General features: G+C 43.9%; 17 protein-coding genes. 8 read left to right on the forward strand and 9 right to left on the reverse strand.

Going from position 1 to position 20,520, the window contains the following annotated elements; all coding sequences use genetic code 11:
- Positions 1–2: 2 nt before the first annotated feature.
- The 4 genes from BLT94_RS13875 to BLT94_RS13890 all read left to right on the forward strand — a co-directional run bounded on the left by BLT94_RS13875 (position 3) and on the right by BLT94_RS13890 (position 3,398).
- On the forward strand, positions 3–413 hold the full coding sequence (locus BLT94_RS13875; protein ID WP_092235266.1) for a RidA family protein: 411 nt from the start codon (positions 3–5) through the stop codon (positions 411–413).
- A 297-nt stretch (positions 414–710) separates the two neighbouring features.
- Entirely contained in the window at positions 711–1,142 is a 432-nt protein-coding gene (locus BLT94_RS13880) for an acyl-CoA thioesterase (RefSeq protein WP_014959078.1), read from the forward strand.
- Positions 1,143–1,263: 121 nt separating this feature from the next.
- Complete coding sequence (locus BLT94_RS13885; RefSeq protein WP_014959079.1) at positions 1,264–2,082, forward strand: MerR family transcriptional regulator; 819 nt, start codon at positions 1,264–1,266, stop codon at positions 2,080–2,082.
- Positions 2,083–2,147: 65 nt separating this feature from the next.
- Positions 2,148–3,398, forward strand: coding sequence for an MFS transporter (locus tag BLT94_RS13890; protein ID WP_014959080.1), 1,251 nt, complete (start codon positions 2,148–2,150; stop codon positions 3,396–3,398).
- A 120-nt stretch (positions 3,399–3,518) separates the two neighbouring features.
- On the opposite strand, the gene BLT94_RS13895 is transcribed toward BLT94_RS13890, so the two are convergent.
- Complete coding sequence (locus tag BLT94_RS13895; protein ID WP_092235267.1) at positions 3,519–7,697, reverse strand: DEAD/DEAH box helicase; 4,179 nt, start codon at positions 7,695–7,697, stop codon at positions 3,519–3,521.
- 125 nt (positions 7,698–7,822) lie between these two features.
- Between BLT94_RS13895 and BLT94_RS13900 the strand changes: the two genes are divergently transcribed.
- Entirely contained in the window at positions 7,823–9,535 is a 1,713-nt protein-coding gene (locus BLT94_RS13900; protein ID WP_092235270.1) for a hypothetical protein, read from the forward strand.
- On the opposite strand, the gene BLT94_RS13905 is transcribed toward BLT94_RS13900, so the two are convergent.
- From BLT94_RS13905 to BLT94_RS13915, 3 genes are read right to left on the reverse strand one after another with little or no spacing between them, the layout of a single operon-like run.
- Positions 9,522–10,310 carry an ABC transporter permease gene (locus BLT94_RS13905; RefSeq protein WP_245743131.1) on the reverse strand — a complete coding sequence of 263 codons (789 nt, stop codon included), beginning with the start codon at positions 10,308–10,310 and terminating at the stop codon, positions 9,522–9,524. The genes BLT94_RS13900 and BLT94_RS13905 overlap by 14 nt on opposite strands.
- Positions 10,311–10,313: 3 nt before the next feature.
- Positions 10,314–11,105 carry a molybdate ABC transporter substrate-binding protein gene (gene modA, locus BLT94_RS13910; protein ID WP_092235276.1) on the reverse strand — a complete coding sequence of 264 codons (792 nt, stop codon included), beginning with the start codon at positions 11,103–11,105 and terminating at the stop codon, positions 10,314–10,316.
- Positions 11,106–11,139: 34 nt separating this feature from the next.
- Positions 11,140–12,468, reverse strand: a complete 1,329-nt coding sequence (locus tag BLT94_RS13915) for an alginate export family protein (RefSeq protein ID WP_092235279.1) — start codon at positions 12,466–12,468, stop codon at positions 11,140–11,142.
- 436 nt (positions 12,469–12,904) lie between these two features.
- Between BLT94_RS13915 and BLT94_RS13925 the strand changes: the two genes are divergently transcribed.
- Complete coding sequence (locus BLT94_RS13925) at positions 12,905–13,987, forward strand: M42 family metallopeptidase (RefSeq protein ID WP_092235282.1); 1,083 nt, start codon at positions 12,905–12,907, stop codon at positions 13,985–13,987.
- A 30-nt stretch (positions 13,988–14,017) separates the two neighbouring features.
- Here the strand turns inward: BLT94_RS13925 and BLT94_RS13930 are convergent, their stop codons facing one another.
- Together BLT94_RS13930 and BLT94_RS13935 are read right to left on the reverse strand one after the other, a co-directional pair.
- Positions 14,018–14,512: a GNAT family N-acetyltransferase gene (locus BLT94_RS13930; RefSeq protein WP_092235284.1), complete on the reverse strand. Its 495-nt coding sequence runs from the start codon at positions 14,510–14,512 to the stop codon at positions 14,018–14,020.
- Complete coding sequence (locus BLT94_RS13935; protein ID WP_014959088.1) at positions 14,509–15,303, reverse strand: NYN domain-containing protein; 795 nt, start codon at positions 15,301–15,303, stop codon at positions 14,509–14,511. The genes BLT94_RS13930 and BLT94_RS13935 overlap by 4 nt, the downstream gene beginning before the upstream one ends.
- Positions 15,304–15,955: 652 nt before the next feature.
- Between BLT94_RS13935 and BLT94_RS13940 the strand changes: the two genes are divergently transcribed.
- Positions 15,956–16,159, forward strand: a complete 204-nt coding sequence (locus BLT94_RS13940; RefSeq protein ID WP_092235287.1) for a hypothetical protein — start codon at positions 15,956–15,958, stop codon at positions 16,157–16,159.
- 14 nt (positions 16,160–16,173) lie between these two features.
- Complete coding sequence (gene hisF, locus BLT94_RS13945) at positions 16,174–16,935, forward strand: imidazole glycerol phosphate synthase subunit HisF (RefSeq protein WP_217641244.1); 762 nt, start codon at positions 16,174–16,176, stop codon at positions 16,933–16,935.
- Between the two features lie 225 nt (positions 16,936–17,160).
- Here hisF and BLT94_RS13950 read toward each other — a convergent pair whose 3' ends face one another.
- The 3 genes from BLT94_RS13950 to BLT94_RS13960 are packed head-to-tail and all read right to left on the reverse strand — an operon-like array spanning position 17,161 to position 20,485.
- Positions 17,161–18,834 carry an ABC transporter substrate-binding protein gene (locus BLT94_RS13950; protein WP_175530360.1) on the reverse strand — a complete coding sequence of 558 codons (1,674 nt, stop codon included), beginning with the start codon at positions 18,832–18,834 and terminating at the stop codon, positions 17,161–17,163.
- Positions 18,834–19,691, reverse strand: a complete 858-nt coding sequence (locus BLT94_RS13955; RefSeq protein ID WP_092235293.1) for an ABC transporter ATP-binding protein — start codon at positions 19,689–19,691, stop codon at positions 18,834–18,836. Before BLT94_RS13955 ends, BLT94_RS13950 begins: the two co-directional genes overlap by 1 nt.
- Positions 19,682–20,485 (reverse strand): ABC transporter ATP-binding protein, encoded by an 804-nt coding sequence (locus BLT94_RS13960; RefSeq protein ID WP_175530361.1) that lies wholly within the window; start codon positions 20,483–20,485, stop codon positions 19,682–19,684. Before BLT94_RS13960 ends, BLT94_RS13955 begins: the two co-directional genes overlap by 10 nt.
- Positions 20,486–20,520 lie beyond the last annotated feature (35 nt).

The raw sequence follows: 20,520 nt of genomic DNA on the forward strand, positions 1-20,520 counted from the left end.
AAATGAGTATTGAAAAAAAAATTATCCAACCGGATGGCTGGGCACCCACAATAGGTTATGCCAACGGTATTCTCGTTAGTCCCGGAAAAATTTTATTTATCGCCGGGCAGGTTGGATGGGATGAGAATGAAATTATTCAATCCACAGAAATTGGTCCACAATTTGAACAGGCCCTGAAAAACATTCTTGCCATATTAAAAAAAGCCGGTGGAGGAGCCGAACACATCTGCCGTATGACCTGTTACTGCACCGACAAAAAAAAATATATTGAGGCTCGAAGAGAAATCGGTAAGGCATGGAAGCAACTGCTTGGGAAAAACTTTCCTGCTATGAGTATGATATTTGTTGCCGATCTTCTGGCACCGCAAAGCCTTATTGAAATAGAAACCACCGCGGTGATTCCAGAAAAATAAATGGCTCATAGGCAATACGATTATACTATAGAAAATAATTTCCAGAAGAAAAATGGCGTTAATTATTCAATAGTGTATATACGAGTGAATGAATCAGAAATATTTCATGAGGCTTGGAAAATAATTATCTTTGTACTATAAGTACCCCAAGGATCGGATTCATCGATAACAAAAATGGACGTCACCGCAATTTTGAGGAAAAATTCTTTCGATAGGATATTACAATTTTATCACTTGATCCTATACTCATAATTGCTGTAATTTTTTACAATATATTCTACTCATGAAAGGAATAAAATGCTTTTTCGAGTCCCCATTAAGGTCTGTTTTTCTGACATTGATAACGCTGGTATTGTCTACTATCCACGTTTCATGCATTACTTCCATCTTGCAATAGAAGAATTTTTCGATTCTATGTTAGGGATATCTTATGCTGAGGTCTTACACAAACGAAATTTATCCTTACCAACGGTTCACCTTGAGAGTGATTTCCATCGTAAGATGAAATATGGAGATCAAATCGACATGGAGGTCAGGGTTATAAAGATTGGGAAAAGTTCAATCAGTTGGGGATACAGGGGATATCTTAATGGTGAAGAAAATGAGATTGTTGTGGAAGGAAGTAATGTTACTGTATGCCTTAGAACAGATAACTTCGAAAAAGTAGATGTTCCTCAATGGTTGAGAAAGGATTTGACTGCATACATGGAAGAATTTGACAAGAAATAAAACCGGTTAATACCATTCAAAATAATTTTTCAAGGTGATTCAAACTATGCCGAAAGCCTTGGCTTTAAATATTTTCTATAGTTATGTGATTACCTATTAAACTGAACCAGTGCCGAAACCAATGAGAAACGAATTTACAATAGGTGAAATTTCCAAACTGCATAATATCCCCATCAAAACACTTCGGTATTATGATTCAATTGATCTGTTCAAACCGGCAATGGTCGATACGCGAAACAATTACAGATATTATTCCATTGAGCAGTTTGAGATGCTCAATTCCATTAAATTTTTAAGGTACCTGGGCTATTCCATAAATGATATCAAACATCATCTGAAAACAGAAGACCAGGATGGCTTTATCAAGTCATTAAAAGAATACAAACAGGCAACCGATAACGAGATCCAGCGGTTGAAAAACATCAAGGGATTTTTAAATGAAAGAATCATGGAGCTTGAAAATGCCATGGACAACAATTCTCTTGGCAAAGTGTTGATCAAAAAACTGCCCAAAAGAAACATAATATTTTTAAAAGAAAACATTAAAACCATTTTTGACCTTGAAATCAATTTGAGAAAGCTTGAAAACGATTCCGGGGTAAACCATTCCATCATGATCGGAAGGGTTGGTTTAACCATAAGCCTTGAGAATCTTTTAAACAAACAGTTCAATGAGTACAATTCTATTTTTATTTTAAATCCAAACGGACGTCATACTGATTTTTCAAGCAGTCTTGACCCGGGGTTTTATGCTTGTGTTACTTTTAACGCAGGGGATCATAAAAAATCAGGTTTTTTTTACGAAAAAATTTTCAAACACCTGGAGAAAAAAAAACTCAGCATCACAGGAGATGCAATTGAGCGCGTTATCATTGATGATTTTATAACAAAAGACAAAGAAAAACACATCACCCAGATTCAAATCCCTATTAGCGCTTGACCCTCCAGTAGCTGTATACTTTAAGATCATTCAAAAAAAAGCAACTTCAAACCGGAGGAATAAAAATGAATGCGAAAACTCAGGCGATAGAAGGCAAAACACAATTGCATTACGGCTGGATCATAACTATTACAGGCATGGCTGTTCTTTTCTCATGTCTTGGACTGGGGCGGTTTTCTCTGGGCATGCTGCTGCCTTCCATGGGGAGTTCACTTCAACTGAACTATTCTCAAATGGGGCTGATCGGTACGGGAAACTTTGTGGGATATATGATTTCCGTAGTGCTGGCCGGCATATTTGCCAGGGCCATTGGTGCCCGCTGGACCATTTCCATCGGCCTTGTCCTGGTGGGCGGGTCAATGGTTTTGATCAGCCGTGCCATGGGATTTGCCGAAGTCATAACACTTTATGTGGCAACCGGCGTAGGGTCCGGGCTGGCAAATGTGCCGCTGATGGGACTGGTTTCGCACTGGTTTTTAAAAAGCACCCGGGGACGGGCTGCCGGCACCATGCTGTCCGGAAACGGCCTGGCAATTGTTTTTACCGGTTTTTTTGTGCCCTGGGTGAATGCCGACCTGGGAGCAGAAGGCTGGCGCATGGGCTGGCTGACCATAGGCATCATATCCCTTGTTATCGCGGCCATTGCAGCGCTGCTCCTGAGAAATGAGCCGGGCGAAAAGGGGCTGATGCCTTTAGGCAAGGCAAATCAGTCCCCGGCATCCTTTTCCCACAAATCTGTGCAAAAGAAAAAAAAATCCAACAAATGGACCATGACACACCTGGGCTGCATTTATGCAATTTTTGGAACAACCTATGCCGTCTATGTCACTTTTATTGTCACCACCATGGTAAACGAACGGGGGTTTGGAGAGGGTACGGCAGGCACATTCTGGGCTGTTGTCGGAGGGCTTTCCATATTTTCAGGCCCGTTGTTCGGCTGGCTGTCAGACAGACTCGGTCGCAAAACCGGCATGATGGTGGTTTACACCCTATTTACCATTGCCTATGCCCTGGTTGCTGCAAATCTGCCTGATCTGTTTTTGTATGCATCTATTGGAATTTTCGGCCTGGCAGTATGGAGCATTCCAACCATCATGTCGGCAGCAGTCGGGGATTATATGGGACCGGTACAGGCAGTAAAAGCCTTTGGCTTTATCACTTTGTTCTTTGGTGCCGGACAGATTACCGGGCCTGCTGTGGCAGGTTTTCTGGCAGATATTACCGGCACGTTCAGCATGGCTTTCTTGCTGTGTGCGATCCTGACCGCAGGTGCCGTGGTGTTGACCTGTTTTTTGAGGCAGCCTGATTCCCGGTAATGCATGATAGCCCGGACGATACAGGCTGGCAATACAGACTGGTAATACAGGCCGGGCAAGGCCGGACACCTAAGACAGGACAGCTAAAACAGGTAATCTAAAACAAAACAGGTAAAATCTCTATCCTTTCAAAAGAGACAGCAGATCAGCGGCTGAAATCTTGCCAGCCATATCACTGCCTGCCAGCAGGCTTTCCGCCAGGTCACGTTTTTCCTGATGAAGACTGATAATCCGCTCTTCAATGGAATCTTTGACCACCAGGCGATAAACCGTTACAGGCCGGACCTGGCCGATTCTGTGGGCCCGGTCTGATGCCTGGTCCTCCACGGCCGGATTCCACCAGGGGTCCATGTGGATGACATAATCGGCTGCCGTAAGGTTCAAGCCAAAGCCGCCTGCCTTAAGGCTGATCAAAAAGAGATCTCCACTGCCGTTTTGAAAGGCCTTGATCCGCTCCTGCCGCGTCTTGACCGCTGTGGAGCCGTCCAGATATTGATAAGTGATATTTTTTGCATCCAGAAACTTGCGCAAAATGGTCAGATGGCCCACAAACTGACTGAAAACAAGAGCTTTATGGTTGTTTTCCAACAGCTCTGCCACAATATCCCCAAACACTCTCAGCTTTGAACTGTCAATACCTGCATCCGGCAGAACCAGGGCTGGATTGCAGCAGATCTGCCTTAATTTCATCAATTCCGCCAGAATTCTCAAATGCTTTTGTCCGGGTTTGTCATCGGCATTTTCAATATTTGCAATGGCCTTGATGCGCTGAGCCTCATACAGCACAGCCTCTTCCTGGCTCATTTCCACCTGAAGGGTTATTTCGGTTTTTTCCGGAAGTTCCTTGAGTACATCGGTTTTTAACCGGCGCAGAATAAAGGGACGAATCAATTTTTTCAATCGCCTGGAAGCATCCTTATCCTGGTCCCTCTCAATGGGAACAGCAAAAGAATTCTTGAACCGGTTAAAAGTGCCCAGAAGACCGGGATTCAAAAAATTAAATAATGTCCACAGCTCATCCAGGTGGTTTTCCACAGGCGTTCCCGTGGTGATCATCTTGAACCTGGAATTGAGTGCCATGGCAGCTTTTGACCGTTTTGTCTTCATGTTTTTTATGGCCTGGGCCTCATCCAGCACAATGGATTGCCAATCCACCCCGGCCAATTTTTCAGCCTCCACCTGGAGAAGACCATAGCTTGAAATCACAAGATCAAACGGACCCAGCCCATCCAGAAAGTTCTGCCGATCTCCGGGGCCAAACACAAGAGGATTGAGAGTGGGTGCAAAATTGCGGCACTCCTCCTGCCAGTTGGCCATGACCGACAAAGGAGCCACCACAAGGCCAGGGCCGTCACCGGCATACAGCAAAATTGCGGCAAGAGCCTGAACTGTTTTTCCCAGCCCCATGTCATCGGCCAGGCAGGCACCCACATTCCAGTGAGCAAGCTGGGCCAGCCAGTTAAAGCCGGTCACCTGGTAATCTCTCAGGCGGGCCTGCAAGGTGCCTGGAACGTCGGGAGTTACAATCTCTTTTAGTTTTTCACAATGAATTTTCCATGCCTTGTCACTTTTCAATGATCCTGCCTGATCAGTAAACTCTTCAATGGCATGCACTGCCAGGGGAGCAAATCTAAGCCCTTTTCCATGGGGTGTGGAATAAGCTTTCAACTCTTCAAGCCGCTCTTTTAAAGAATGGGTAAGGCTCAAAAAAGTGCCGTCATCCATTGCTACAAAACGACCGGAAGGTTTATCCAGAAGCGACATCAGCTTTACCAGATCAAGACTCAGATTCTCATCAATCTTTAATGTACCCGTGGCCTTGAACCATTCTCTGTCTTTTTTAATATTCAACTTAAAATCATTAAAAGAAACCTGGGACCTGACCTGCATTTTCTCTCCCTGGGGCCATTCCATAACGATATTGTCATCGCAGTTTTTCAGATCAAGAAGAAGCTCAAGGGCTTCTTCAGGGTCTGCTACCAGCCACTGTCCTCCAACTTCCTCAAGATGTTCCAGGGTGGAACATTGTTCAATCACGGCCTGGGACAATTGTTTTTCTCTGCTCAAATCACGGACAGCCTGTAGCTTTTCCCCTTTAATTTCAGCAAACACATTGATCCCGCCACGACCTGGCTTGAAATAAGAACCCGTATCAATAAAGGGCCTTACCAGCAGTTCAATTTTGATCCCGTCCTGCCATGGCATCACATGAACATGTGGAATGGGATCAGCTTTTATTTCCCTGACATGTTCACTTCCGGCACCCGCAAGATCCGAGTTAACAGTAACCAGTGAGGAAAGAGAGCCAATGACCTGACTTGCCATGTCCTGCGCTTTTTCAGGCAGTTTCAATCCATTTTCACCCAAAAGATCGGCTATTTGCAGTTGTTCGGAAGAAAACCTGACCAGTTTAAACCGGGAAGGGGTTTCCCTGACCACAAGTGCAGTGCTGTCATTACTATCCGGCATAGGATGTATTGCAATATTAATTTTCCCCTTGTCAATGCGAAACCGCACTTCAGGATCTCCCATGACAAGTTCCACAGGGCTTTCCAGGGAATCGCCAAGGAACAAAAGAGGATGACCCACAAGCAGCGGCAGGGCTTTTTCCTCATCAAACCCATACTCAACCTGGTGGTAATAGCCATACCCGGTTCTGTAAAACTCCTCAATAATGGTGGAACACACTCGTCGATCCTGGTCTGTAAGCCCCTCCATGGTGTGATAATTGTTATACAGATTTTTCAACGCCACAGCCCTGCCCTTTGTCCAGGTTCCGTTCTTTGACAATTTTTGAAGACGGGGTGTGATGTAGCAGGTATTGTATGTTTCACTGCATCCTAAAATCCAGATGAGACGCTGGTTTCGCTTATCTGTCCCCGGTTCAGGTTTAGGGCCGGAAGCTTGCCCTATATGAATCAGGGACTTGAGCGTTTTTTCCCATTTGGGTATTGGCTTAACCAGTGTTGCAAGGGTGTGGGTGCCACACAGTTTGTGATTTTTTTTCGACCGTTCTATATTGTGCTTAGCATCATGACCCAGGCTGGCAAGAAGAGCGCATACTTCAGCCTCCATCCACAAAAGACCGGCTGCCATTGTTTTTTTTTGAATATTCTCCAGTTGGAAAATATAGGATTCAGCCTTTTTTTTATCAATCCAGCTCATAACAAGAATACTTAGAAATGAGACAACCAGATGCTCCACTGCAACCGAGCTTTCAAGGGAATTTTGCAATACTGAAACAAGCCCAAGCCGTTCCTGGAACAAGGATCTCATTGCCTCCGTGACAGGCAAGCATAAAGTTGTATCCCCTGAGGCCATATCAATATAGGTCAATGCCGCTTCATGATCTTCACTCTTTTCACTTTTCAACAAGGCAAACAAAAAAAACAGGCCTTCATATCCAGGTAAAAAAATTTTGCGTTTGCGGGTCTTTTTTTTCAGGAATACCAGGGCGTCCTTGAACTGAATCAATGCCTCATCATTCTTATTGCACAGCATCAGGGCACACCCCAAATGGGCTGAACGGGAAGAAGAGTTTTTAAATTTTGACACAATTTGTTGATGAGCTTTGATTTTCCCGCTCAACAAAAGCCAAACCATGGCGTTATAATTTTCTTCAAGCCCAGACGATTTTGATAACAATTCCACATAATAATCAAGAGCAACTTCTACAGGCTCCAGGATTGGTTCCGCCTCCTTCAGGAGATATTCAAGAACCGCCATCCGCATGGCAGGTGCAAGGACATCCAGCATCCAGGGGGTAAACGGACGGTTAAACAGCGTTAAAAACGGCACATGCTCCCAAAATTCTATGGGCAAATAATAACGGATAGAAGCATATACTTTATCTATATCAAGACAATCTTCACCGCCGTAAACCGCTATCAGGATCGCCCGGTAAGCCTCATGAATATTTCGAAATACAAATCCGGCATGTGTGCGCTTAAAGGGGATGGCATCCAGAACAGCAAAGGCAATTTCTTTAAATTGACCCGCCATTACAACATCCTGAAGTGCTTGTGACCATACCGGTTCAGAGCAGGTCAGCCCTTTTGGTTTTTTAATGATCAATCCCTGGCTTTCAAGTTCTTTTACAAGGGGCTGAATGGTTTTTTGAACAAAGGGCTTGCTATACTCATCCGTAAATTCCATGGTATTCAGGCAGTAAATCATATCTTTTTGCCTGAACTCAAATACCTGAACTGCCAGAATCCTGACCATGGTTTTTAAAACAGGGGAAAGTAGGCGGTAAGCCATGACCAGTTCGTTATTTGCACTCTTATTTTCCACTATCATATTTACCGATTATTGTTTTTCATGATATTCATGGGCGTAATTTAAACAGTGTTGAATCAATGGATGGAATTTTTTACAAAAGCAATTGTTAGAGTTCCACCTATCACCAACATAAAGGATGAATAATGGCACGATTTCAAGAGAATTACAAGACACTGAAACATGCCCTGAATGATGTTTACAGAGTGGATGAACTCAAGTCTCTGGCCAAACAGATCAGCAAAAAAATACCCCCTCGCAAAGCTGAGATAGTGGACCATATCACAGCCATCCTGTTCAAGGATCTTGGAAATATTGTTGCAAGTTTAGATACCATGGCAGTCAAGGCCCTGGCCGAAGCCGTTCACAACTGGAACGGCGTTTTTAATACCCAACAGTTTCATGCCAAATACGGCGCTCTTCCTATAACTAAATCAACAGGATACAGAGGGGAAACGCATTTATTTTATCTTTTTTTTGTTAACGGAAAAATTCCAGCCGACTTAATGACAAAACTGGAAAAAGAAATAAAGGCACCTGAACCTGAACAACTCAATTATGGTGACCTGGCAGACACCCAGGACTTAACGGTCAGAGAAACCGCCCATGCCGCCTGCATGAACCTGAATATTTTACTGACCATGGTGGCGGAAAATAAAATCAGGGTCAGCCCCAAAACAGGTCGTGCCACGGCTGCAACCATTAAAAACATTTCAACTGCTCTGTGTGACGGAGATTTTTATGATGATGATAAAATTGGCCCTCTCCAGGCTTTTGCCTGGCCCCTGCTGCTTCAAGGGGGAGGACTTGCCTCAATTGACGGCAATTTTTTAAAATTAACCCGGGCCGGCACCAAAGCGTTAAAAAATGATCTTGCCGGGGGAATTAAAACCATCTGGACAAAATGGGAAAAAACAAAAATCATTGATGAATACGCACAGGTTACAGCAGTAAAAGGGCAAAGAGCTGCCAAAGGCCGTACCATGACGTCACCGGTCCACCGCCGTCCCGTGATCAATGACGCATTGCGGTGCCTTGAACCGGGCAGATGGATTACCGTGGATGAAATGGCAAGGTTCATGGTCTCTGAAAACTATACATTTGAAATGACCAACTATGACTGGAAACTCTATTTTGGAGATCCCCATTACGGCCATTTGGACTATTACGACACCTGGCCTATTTTACAATTAAGATACCTGTTGATCTATTTTCTTGAATATTGCGCAACTTCAGGGCTTTTGGATGTTGCCTATAAATCTCCCTATGATGCCAGAACTGAATTCCAATCCTGCTGGGGCGCGGATGATGAACCTTTTTTAAGCATGTGCGACGGCCTGATGCAGATCCGGCTCAACGATCTGGGAGCTTTTGTTCTTGGACTTTCAACCGAGTATGGCACCTTGGATGCTCATGATTTTGAACTTGATGACACCGATATTCTATATCAAGGGAGCGGCACTCCCTCACCTGATCACAGCCTTTACCTTGACAAGATCGCAGAACAAAAAGAGGCCGGCAAATGGCATATATCCCTTACCTCTTTGCTCAATGCGGTCAAAGCCGGGGAGACATTAAAGGAGATTAAACGCTATATCAATCAGATAACTTCGGAAAAGATAGGACAACCCCTTAAAACGCTTTTTGAAAAAGTCGAAAATCGAAGCACGGCAGTTGTGGAAAAAGGAAAGGTGACCTTGCTGGAGTGCCATGGAGAAATCCGCAAACAAATATTAACCGACAAAAAATTAAAATCTCTTTGCCTGCCGGCCGGAAAACGGCATCTTGTAATTCTTCCGGAAAAAGAAGCCCCCTTTGCAAGGGCTTTGGAAACGCTGGGGTTTATTATCGGGAATTAATCTGAGATATTTTACCGATAAACTTGAGAATGATCAGCAAAATAAGGCCTGCTCCCATGAGAATCCAGGAGCAGGCCAGGGCTATTCCGATTTCTCCGCTTGAAATATTGAGGTATACGGCAATGGGAAGGGTCTCGGTTTTCATGCGGGTAGCCCCTGCAACCATAAGGGTTGCCCCGAACTCACCCATGGCGCGTGCCATGGCAAGCAGGGCACCTGATAAAATACCGTTTGCTGCCAGGGGCAGAGTTATTTTGAAAAATGCATGTAACGCAGATGACCCCAGGGTCAGTGCGGCCGATTCATATCGGATGTCCACGTCTTCAAAAGCCGCCCGGCTGGTCCTAATAATAATGGGAACCGCAATAAAAGTCTGTGCCACACATGCTCCCAAAGGGGTGAACAATATCCGAATACCCAGAGCTTCCAGGGGTTTTCCAAGTGCGCTTGAGCTGAACAAAAACATAAGGCCGATGCCCACAACCAAAGGCGGGATGATCATGGGAATGTCCATCAGGATATCCAACAGCGCTTTTCCAAAAAAATCTTTCCGCGCCAGAAGATATCCTGTGGGTACTCCCCAGAGCAAAGATATAATGGTTGCCAGAACAGAACAGCTCAAGCTCAGACGCAATGCGAAAAATGTTTCTCGTGAAGCCAGTGCCTGCAGCAGATCACGGATGGGAAGGGGCAGGCAAAGCGCAACAAGAACCCCCATTATCATGAGGGTAAACAAAAGCATCAGCACAACGCATACACAGGTAAAAACGCGCATAGTCTATTTTTTGGACTCTGCAGATGCAGGGACAAACGGCAAGAAACCATAATCACCAAAAACTTTGACAGCATCTGACCCGGACAAATAATTTTGAAGATCCACAACTTCAGGCCGGTTCATGCCATTTGTCAGCAGAGCAACAGCAATGGTTTCCGCCGTAAAAAAATTTTTGGGAATCTCGACAAGGCGTATTTTATCGCTGGCCTGAACCGCATCGGCACGACCGATAATAGCTGCGTCCACATCACCCTGGATCACATAAAGGGCCAGTTGTTTCACTGTGGCTCCATAGACGGTCACATTTTTCAAAATTTCCTGTTTCAGGCCGGAACGCTCCAGAATCACCTCGGCGGTTTTACCCAATGCCATGGCCTTGGAATCGCCAAGGCCGATACGCATACCTGATTTGGCAAGATCTTCAAATGCTGTGATTTGTACTGCTGATTTCCGGTTTACCCCGACGACCGGCGTGTGAACGGCAACCGGCATATAGTTGTGAGCAATACCGGCTTTCTGCAGTTTTTCTATATAAAACAACGCTCCCGGCATAAACAGGTCTCCTTTTCCAGTGGCATGGATACGGACGCATTGCTTCCCTGAACCGCCGTAATCCACAAATACCTTGTGGCCGGTCCGGGACTCAAAAGTCTGAATCAGACGGTCAATGGGCTGCCTAAGCCCGGCACCTGCAAACAGATGAATCTGTCCTGCAAACGAACATGTCAGGTATGCCATAATAAAAACAATGATAAAACAAATTTGTCCTGTTGATGTAATATAAAGTTTTTTCATGATTTTTCAGTTCCTTTAATCAAACCTGCTTAACTTAAAATGATATCGTGACCTGGCTGAACCCCCAGTGAGCATCCTCAGATGACCCGGTGTTTTCAGCAAATGATCCGGGAACGAAAAATGCATACCCTGCCATCAATTCCAGGTGAGGGTTGACTTTATATTTGCAGATCAGATCAAGTTCCTGTCCAAGATCCGATCCTGATGATCCGGTATTGTCTTTGCGCATTGCCTTGTTGTTGCAGTAATACCAGGCGTCTTTTTTCTCAGCCAGGCTAAACCAGTGGTAATCCAGGCTGACAGAAACTCCCTTGCAGGGTTTGATGCTTATTCCGGCTTGCAGATCCTCCAGGTTTGATCCTGAAAAAAGATTCATTCGTCCATAATACGAGGCAATCCCGCCAAAAACTCCGTCATAGGTTTTTTTGTCACCGTCATTGGGGTCGTCATCTCCTGAACCGATAGTATATCCTGCTGAAAGGCGCGGCTGAAAACGGTGCGGCAACGTATATCCCATCTGGGCATGCATCATATAAGCTGCAATATCGTCCGGTCCATCCTCTCCAAATTGATATGCGGCAGTGGCATTGTAGTCAAGCTGACGCCATTTGCCCTTCCCGTAAAAACCGACTGTATGAACCGTTAGCTCATCTTTTCCATTTGCACTGTCATCATTATTTTTGAGCACATAAAACAAATCAATGACATGGCCGCTGACGGGCTTTGTTTGAACATACAAACTATAAACATCATAGTCGTAATGATCCCCATCAAATTCATTCCAGTCAAAAAGAATTTTTTGACCGTAAATAAAATTAAATTTTACCTTTTCTGTTGCATAGTTAATGATAACAGCATCCCAAAGATGACGGCCCACATTGCCCCAGCTTCCACCGGCAAAAATTCGGCCGTCCCCGTATCCGATTGTTTGCCGCCCGGCCTTGAAGCCCAACTCAGTATTTGCAATTTTTCTCCATTCAATGTATGCCTGCCGCAGATCAAAGTCGTTATAATAAGGACATTGCTGAATATAATCATCCTTGTTAATGTCATCGGAAAACCAGAAACGCGAATCCTGTCCCTGAAGAAAAAAGGACGGGCCCTGTGGCATTTCATATTTCAAGTACAATTGTGTCCGGCTCAAAAGAACATTGTCGTCATGACCTGTTCCAAATTTTTTTATGTTATACTCGTCCAGATATTCATATCGAAAGCGCTGATTGATCCCCAACTCCATATTTCCCGGTCCTAAAACAGTGCTATACAGGGATGTACTCTGTTCGGCAACGGCAACCGTGCAAGTTATCATTGAGATGATGGCACAACAGGCAATCATGCCCGCAATTTTTTTTATACTTTTCATTTATAGATTTTTTTCCTCCTCTGATTTAAGTTTTGCCTTATACTTATGACGTTTACTGACTTATTATGTACGCTGTAACGTATATAATAATATTTCTCATGTCAATGTATTCTTTTAAATACAATTTATCTTATTAGAAATATTCAACAAACCATTTTAAAACACCCGAATAAAGCCATATATATATGGTAAGAAGCAGGCTATGACCCTGTTGTATTTGAATGCCCCAACTGCTTGCCTGAGAATATCCGATTCAACCCATGGAAATCTGGAACAGATAATCCAATAAGCCCTGAGCTGACATTTGAAAGCAACGTTAATAAAACTGCCGGCAAACCATGGACCAGCCCAATCTGATTGACATATTGCAACACAAGCTGATAAACCGGAAAACATATGAATACAAACATAGAACAAACAGCTATTGGAGAGAACATTGAATTCAGTTGAAATAATCGAACAACTTTCAAATGCCCCGGGCGTTTCCGGGTTTGAAGATGAGGTCATCCATGCGGCAGGAAAATATATGGGACCGGCCTTTTCTCTTGAGGAAGACCGGATAAGGAATCTTTTTATCCATCGCACCGCTTGCGAATGTATAGCTTCCCAAAAAAACCTTCCAAAAGTCATGCTGGATGCCCACTCCGATGAAGTCGGGTTTATGATACAGTCCGTCAACACCAGCGGGACTCTTAAATTTTTGGCCCTGGGCGGCTGGAATCCCCAGAGCATTAGTGCCCATGCCGTTAAAATCCGAAACACCAAAGGCAAATGGATAAAAGGAGTTGTTGCCTCCAAACCCACACATTTCATGACACCTGATGAAATAAAAAAACCTGTAAATATTGCAGGCATGGTCATAGACATAGGAGCCACATCAAAAAAGGAAGTGACGGAAAAGTTTAATATCAGAATCGGCGCACCGGTTGTACCTGATGTGGTGTTTTCTTATGACAGCGAAAACGACCTGATATTCGGCAAAGCCTTTGATGACCGGCTGGGATGCGCAGCCCTTCTGGAAATCATGAAAAGTCATATTCAAAATGATATGGCAGTTGATGTGGTTGGAGTTTTGTCATCCCAGGAAGAACTTGGTTTAAGGGGAGCAAACATTTCAGTAAAAAAAGCAAACCCTGATGTTGCCATTGTGCTTGAAGGCACACCGGCAGACGACACTTTCAACACCAATGATTTTATCCAGGCCGGATTGAGAAAAGGCCCCCAGATACGCCATATGGACAAGTCCGTGCTGGCAAATCCACGGTTTGTCAAATTTGCCATTGATATTGCCGAAAAAAACAAGATTCCGTTTCAGGAGGCTGTCCGGTCAAGCGGCGGAACCAATGCCGGTGTTATCAATCTTCATGACAGAAGCGTTCCCACCATCACCTTAGGCATCCCGGTACGATACATTCATTCCCACCACGGAATTGCCACCATGACGGATTTCACGAACACGGTCAAATGGTGCAAACAGATCCTGAAAAACTTGAACCGGGATATTATTGAGGGCTTCTAAATTATTTGGGGTTGCTAAAATACTTAACGCTTAAAGAACAGAAGCGCTTTGTCCTGAAACATTGAAAAGGAAGCCGTATCCGCTAAAGGAAGGCTTCCTTTTTTTTATAAAATTACCATGGGTGTAAGAGGATACCACATGTTCCCAAAACGCCAGGGCTGAACTGTTTTTCAATGTAACTGCAACCTCCCAGTTACCAGGCAATTGTGCAAACACATGTTCGGCAAGTTTACGTCCATACCCTTTTTTCTCATGACCTTTTTGAATGTAGAACTCTGCAACTGCAACTCCTTTGGTATTGAACCGCAAATGTTTATTGATCATGGCAAAACCAATGAGAACGTCTGATTTCTTTAAAAGATAAACATGCCGATCCTCTTTAATCAAATAGAGTTGTAAATTTTTCAGCGCGCCTTTACACCACAAATCATAATTATCAATTTTAAAAAACCGGCTCATATATTTTAAATATTCTCTAAAAATCGGTTTAATTTCGTCGATTGTCTCTATTTGAGCTATTATCATTCTGCTTCCAAATCTTGAATCATAAGGTGACCGTCTTTGTTTTTCCTGGTTTTAAACCAGCCTTTTTTTTCAAACTCTTTTGCAAGGGTGGTCATTTTTTTATAACTGGTATTTCGAATTTTAAATGATTTGTCCAGTTGTCTCATTTTGTTTGCAATGCCGTTTAACAAATGTTTTTCACTTGGTTCAAGACGCACGAGAACTTTCATAAACAATTCTTTGGCAATTTTATCTTTAGCTGTTTCAATGTTCTTCTCAGGTATCTGAATATTATTTTTTATTGGTGCGGCATCTTGTTTGACAGAACCTGCTTTGTCCATTTGAGGCAACGTCTTTTTTCTGGGAATCACGATAATGTTATCCGTACAATTGCGAAAAATCGGCCTTTGTTCATCGCCTTCCTGGGTAATCAGCCAGACCTCCTTGCCGTATTTTCTCAAAAGATCCATGATAACCGAAAAATCAGAATCACGGGTGACAAAAACAAAACGGTCAATTGACGGCTTTTCAAGATAAAGTTTTTCAAATGCGTCCAAGCTGATAATCAGATCCGCACGATTTTTCTTGCCGGTCACATGGGGCGCCTCTCTAATTTCAAAATTATAATCTATAAGTTGATCCCTGAGTTTTGTTATGGAATGGGTATGTCCACAGGCAAACTTGACCGCAAAAATATATTCTTCCGGATCTACTTTGCTTTCTTCCAGAATAATATCCTGGATCATGACGTCCAGATCTAAAATTCCCGCCACATTTTCAAGATCAATATAAACCGCAATAAATTTTTTCATTCTGAATATTTCTTCTTTTATAGTTATTCATGTGTTTCTACACATTTGTTTCAAGCCCAACGGTCACAATGAGCGATGTGAATGGGGATCAGGTAAAGTTTGCTTTGTTTTTCAACTTTTTGCCAAGGAGTCCCCTTTTTGAATCTCTTATTCAGAAGGGATAGTTGACATTATGCTCATGGACTCTTTCTGCTTTCGCTTTTTTCTATCTTTTCAGCGGCAGTGAGTTTTTTTTTACGCTTTGCTGTAATAAATAACAGCTCTCTTTTCCCCTATAGCGATAAGCCATACATTATAGAACCATGAAAAACAGATACCACATTTATTTAAATTATTCACCCTGTTTGTTGCGAATTAGAAGTTCACAAGAAAAAAATATCAGCGAATCTTATAACATTAATGGACGATATTCTTGTGAATGCCTTACATATCAAGAATATCCCCGGCTGCAAAACCGATATAGCAGAAGGCAAACTGCGGTTTTATTCTCCTTATACAGTTCGAAACTGTCGACAAAAAAAAGGCTTGTTAAAAAACTCGGCACAATAAATCCCAAGGCACAAAATAGCGTCTTAAATATACTCCAAGAATTATTTGAGAAGTAAAAGTTAATACAGATTCGGGAATGGTTAACAAGTTTGGAGGTGACACCATGAACAATATGACCTATAAAGGATATTTTGCTAAAATCAACCTTGATGATCGGGATGGTATTGTTGGGGGCAAAGTGATTGGAATAAAAGACAGTGTTACCTTTGAGGGTGAAACTGTCGCACAACTCACTGAAGATTTCCACAATGCTATGGACCATTATCTTGCTGACTGTAAAAAAGAGGGACCTATAAAACCAAAGTAAAGAGGAGAAAAACATTGGATCAAAAAATTAAAATCATGCCTTGCCTGGATATGCAGAACGGACGCGTTGTCAAAGGCGTCCATTTCGTGGACATACAAGACGCCGGTGATCCGGTCGAATGCGCACGTGCTTATTGTGAGAACGGCGCAGATGAACTGGCGCTTCTTGATATCACAGCTACGGTGGAAGGCAGAGCCACCATGCTCGACATAGTTAAACGCGTGGCCGAAGTCACAACCGTGCCATTCACTGTTGGCGGCGGCATATATGATATAAAATCGGCCGAGTTGGTTCTGAACGCAGGAGCAGACAAAGTATCGACCAGCAGTGCCGCGTTTCGGAAGCCTGAACTGATTGCAGAAATAGTTAAAGAGCTGGGTGCCGGGAAGTTGACGGTGGCCATTGATGTAGATCAGAACGCGGCTATGCCTTCAGGCTATGAAGTATATATTGATGGTGGACGGACAGCTACCGGCACAGATGCGATCGAATGGGCAAAGCGCGTTGACGGTTACGGCGTTCCGGTCATTCTGCCGACAAGCAAAGCGGGCGACGGCGTGCAGACCGGTTATGATCTGCCGGTGATCAGAGCGATCAAGGAAGCTGTATCGGCCGAAGTAGTAGCTTCCGGAGGAGCAGGAGAGTTGGATCATTTTTATCAGGCAGCGGAAGCAGGCGCTACAATCCTGCTTGCCGCGTCTGTGTTCCATTTTGGGATCATTGGAATTGGCGACTTGAAAGACTACCTGCGGAACCGAGGTGTTTCTATCCGCTGAAGCCTCCAGGACGTCGGATTTTTTCCCACCATGCTGATTCAGCCGCTGCAAAGAACCGCGCGGCTGATTAGCGGGTTGGATAAGCCCGGCGCAAAAGTTGCCGGCCTCCTTTTTAATTAATGCCGGGTCCTTGCCGAAAACTGATACGACCCCGGTTCCCATCCTGCCAATCGAAAACCGACAATATACATGGGTGATTTTCAGCAGGGACATTTAAAATGCAGATCACATCAAACGGGATTTCCATAAATACATTGACAAATCCCAGCCCACTGGAAGCGGCTCAAAGTCCTTTAATACATCATGATTCCAGGCAATCACATCAAAGCGCTCAAAAAATACGGGAAAAACATAACTTTTTTGAATCAGTTCCTGGGTTTTATAAACGGCATTTTTCCGTTCTTTTTCACTATTACCATGAAGATATTGCAAAAATGATGCATCCAGCTCAGGGTTGCTATACACGTTCAGCCATGAGGGATGTCCGGTATAAAAAAACATATGATACCGCATCAGGGGCCAGAAGGCCAGGTCGTACTCACCATTGCGCATGACCGTTATATGGGTGCCCAGTTCCACCATGTTCAGCCTTACTTGCACACCGATATTGCGCAATTGCGCCTGAACCATTTCAGCGATAATTTTATATTGGGGATCGAAAAAACTGAAGGTCAGTGTCATGGCTAAGGGGTTACCGTCTTTTTCAAGGATGCCGTCCTGGTCATGGTCCGTCCAACCGGCCTCTGAAAGCAATTGTTTGGCTGCCGTTTTATCAAAAAGCGGCCGGTTCACTGCTGGATTGCATAATTCATGCTTTTGCGGAAAAGGCCCGGCAATCACGCTTCCGGTTTCGGATATAAGCGTTTCTATCTGTTTTACGTCAATTGCCATTGCCAACGCTTTGCGAACAGCCGGATTTTGAAAAGGGTCTTTTTTGTCGTTAATGGCGATAAAGCTGACCGATGGTTGTTCCACGTTCCCCATGGTCGTCACCGTGATGGAGGGCAGATATTTTAACCGGGTAACGGATTCATTGGGAATTTTATCAAAATGGTCATAACCGGTGATATCAATTTCACCGGCTTCAAGCGCGATCGCTCTTGTTTCGGCATCCGGAATGACCTTCAGCCGGATTCTTTCGATGTTGACAGATCCTTGCCAATACTGATCATTTTTTACGAGAATCATATATTGGGTTCGTTTATGCACATCGATTTTGTATGGACCGGTTCCGATGTAACCGGTCACTTCTTCTGAAGCAGCGGGTTTAAGAACAGGATAGCTGTGGGTGGTGGCCAGTTCGCTTAAAAAAAGCGTATAGGGTCTTGGCAGATTGAATCTGATCGTGTGTTCATCAATAATATCAATGGATGAAAAGGAGGACCAACGCGGCAGATTGTATCTTTCATTGTCAAAGGTGCTGTAATTGTTATCTATACCAGGACTGCTGTTCTTTCCGGGATTGCTGTTTTTCAGAGCTGATTCTTCTTTTCCATTATAACCTTCAGACGGCCTCTTTGCCTGAATACCTCTTGCCGGACCTCTTTTTCTTTTTCGGGTTTGCTTATAAAACATCGCGTCTTTAACTTGATCGGCCGTTAAAGGTGTTCCGTCGGAAAACCTCACGTCCTTTCTCAGATAAAAGGTGTAGTGTCTGCCATCCGCACTTTTTTTCCACGATTCAGCCAGAAAAGGCCGGATGGTTCCTTTTGTATCCATTTTGACCAATGTTTCAAAGACAAAACAATTGAATCCTTTATGGGAAAAAACATCTGTGGCGCGATAATCCTGGCTGACACCGATAACCAGCTCTTTTTTTGTTTCCATCTGTTTATTGTTGCAGGATAGAAAGAACAGCGGCAAAATCAGTATTGCAATTGATTGAATCACAGGTTTCATTAATTTAATCTCCATTTGCCAAATGTGTTTGTCACAAGTTGGCGGGTATATTCATGTTGCGGAGCAGACAATATAGTTTCACACAACCCTTTTTCCACGATTTTGCCTTCCAGCATCACCGCCATCTTCCGGCACATATAGCGGATCACCCTCAAATCATGGGAAATAAAAACAATGGTCATGTTCATCTGTTCCTGAATTTTTTTAAGCAGGGCCAGGATCTGTTCCTGTACCAGGATGTCAAGGGAAGATGTGGGTTCATCCGCAATCAAAAGCTCCGGTTCCATGGTCAGCATCCGCGCGATAACCGCTCTTTGATTTTCACCGCCGCTGACCTCGTGGGGATAGCGACTTACCAAATCCATGGGAAGTTCCACCATGTTTAAATATTTTGACAGAATATCCATTTCCTCCTTTTGGCAAAATTTTCCATAATACCGGCCGGGTTCAAGAATATTATCTGAAATCCGCATTCGCGGGTTAAAGGATGCTTCCGGGTTTTGCCAGATAATCTGGTACCTGGGCCGCATTTTTTTCAAGAATGCCTTGCCCAACGACATGATATTTTTACCATTGATGATAATACTGCCGGCCGTTGGTTCAATGAGACGCAGCATGGCCATGGCAAGCGTGGTTTTTCCGCAACCGCTTTCACCGGTCAGCCCATAGATCATACCCTTGTCAACCGATAAATCGACACCATCGACAGCTTTGGTTATCCGTTTTTTTAACACTCCGGATGTATAATATTTTTTCAATTGAGTGATTTCTATCATGGGCCTGATCTTAGGATTGGTTACAGAATTGGTTACAGAATTGGTCACAGGATTGGTCACAGGATTGGATATCAATTGCATAACTCCTCAACTTGTTCAAACCGATAAAACGTTTGCACTAATTTTTGTGAATAAGCATGGCTTGGGGACAAAAACAAATCTTTTGCAGCAGCCGTTTCCACAATTTGCCCCTGGTACATAACCGAAGAAACATCACACACATATTGTGCAACTTTCAAATTATGGGTGATCAGCAACAGCGTGATGCCAAGCTCTTGACATACCTTGGCCAATGTCAAGGCAAGCTGCTTTTTACGGCTCACATCAAGACCTTTTAAGGGTTCGTCTGCGATTAAAAGTTTTGGGTGGCAGATGATGCCCATGGCAAGCGCCACACGCTGCAACATTCCGCCACTCATTTCATGGGGATAGGCCTGCATGATTTTTTGCGGTTCCTTTAACCCGCACATATACAGCATTTCCCGGGCACGGACCCTGGCCCTGGAACGGTTCATTCCTTCATGAAACATGGGTATCTCACACAATTGAGCTTCGATGGATAAAACCGGATTTAAGGTCAAAAAAGGATTCTGGAAAATCATCATCATCTCTTTGCCACGCAGGCGCATCATTTCTTTTTCGCTGCAATCCAAAAGATTTTTTCCCTGAAAAAACACTTTGCCGGTTAAACGGGCATTTTCCGGAAGCAGGTTGACAATGGAAAGCCCCAGGACGGATTTTCCGGCACCGGTTTGACCAATCAAGGCATGACGGCTCCCCCTGGCAATTTCCAGATTAACACCTCGTAAAACCGGCGGATTTTTGATGTTCGACATAAAACCCGCCGTAAGATTTTCAATTTTCAAGAAACTCATGATCATTACTCCATTTTATTTAACTTGGATTTATG

It is taken from the genome of Desulfobacula phenolica (genome assembly GCF_900105645.1).
In the GTDB taxonomy this organism is placed as follows: Bacteria; Desulfobacterota; Desulfobacteria; order Desulfobacterales; family Desulfobacteraceae; genus Desulfobacula; species Desulfobacula toluolica.

What these genes read in the sequence shown, in the direction of transcription:
- modA (WP_092235276.1), bottom strand. Translation starts at nt 11,105, where the DNA reads ATGAAAAAACTTTATATTACATCAACAGGACAAATTTGTTTTATCATT.
- BLT94_RS13935 (WP_014959088.1), bottom strand. Translation starts at nt 15,303, where the DNA reads ATGAAAAAATTTATTGCGGTTTATATTGATCTTGAAAATGTGGCGGGA.
- BLT94_RS13890 (WP_014959080.1), top strand. Translation starts at nt 2,148, where the DNA reads ATGAATGCGAAAACTCAGGCGATAGAAGGCAAAACACAATTGCATTAC.
- BLT94_RS13960 (WP_175530361.1), bottom strand. Translation starts at nt 20,485, where the DNA reads ATGAGTTTCTTGAAAATTGAAAATCTTACGGCGGGTTTTATGTCGAAC.
- BLT94_RS13885 (WP_014959079.1), top strand. Translation starts at nt 1,264, where the DNA reads ATGAGAAACGAATTTACAATAGGTGAAATTTCCAAACTGCATAATATC.
- BLT94_RS13955 (WP_092235293.1), bottom strand. Translation starts at nt 19,691, where the DNA reads ATGCAATTGATATCCAATCCTGTGACCAATCCTGTGACCAATTCTGTA.
- BLT94_RS13930 (WP_092235284.1), bottom strand. Translation starts at nt 14,512, where the DNA reads ATGATAATAGCTCAAATAGAGACAATCGACGAAATTAAACCGATTTTT.
- BLT94_RS13880 (WP_014959078.1), top strand. Translation starts at nt 711, where the DNA reads ATGCTTTTTCGAGTCCCCATTAAGGTCTGTTTTTCTGACATTGATAAC.
- BLT94_RS13950 (WP_175530360.1), bottom strand. Translation starts at nt 18,834, where the DNA reads ATGAAACCTGTGATTCAATCAATTGCAATACTGATTTTGCCGCTGTTC.
- BLT94_RS13875 (WP_092235266.1), top strand. Translation starts at nt 3, where the DNA reads ATGAGTATTGAAAAAAAAATTATCCAACCGGATGGCTGGGCACCCACA.
- BLT94_RS13940 (WP_092235287.1), top strand. Translation starts at nt 15,956, where the DNA reads ATGAACAATATGACCTATAAAGGATATTTTGCTAAAATCAACCTTGAT.
- BLT94_RS13900 (WP_092235270.1), top strand. Translation starts at nt 7,823, where the DNA reads ATGGCACGATTTCAAGAGAATTACAAGACACTGAAACATGCCCTGAAT.
- BLT94_RS13895 (WP_092235267.1), bottom strand. Translation starts at nt 7,697, where the DNA reads ATGATAGTGGAAAATAAGAGTGCAAATAACGAACTGGTCATGGCTTAC.
- BLT94_RS13905 (WP_245743131.1), bottom strand. Translation starts at nt 10,310, where the DNA reads ATGCGCGTTTTTACCTGTGTATGCGTTGTGCTGATGCTTTTGTTTACC.
- BLT94_RS13915 (WP_092235279.1), bottom strand. Translation starts at nt 12,468, where the DNA reads ATGAAAAGTATAAAAAAAATTGCGGGCATGATTGCCTGTTGTGCCATC.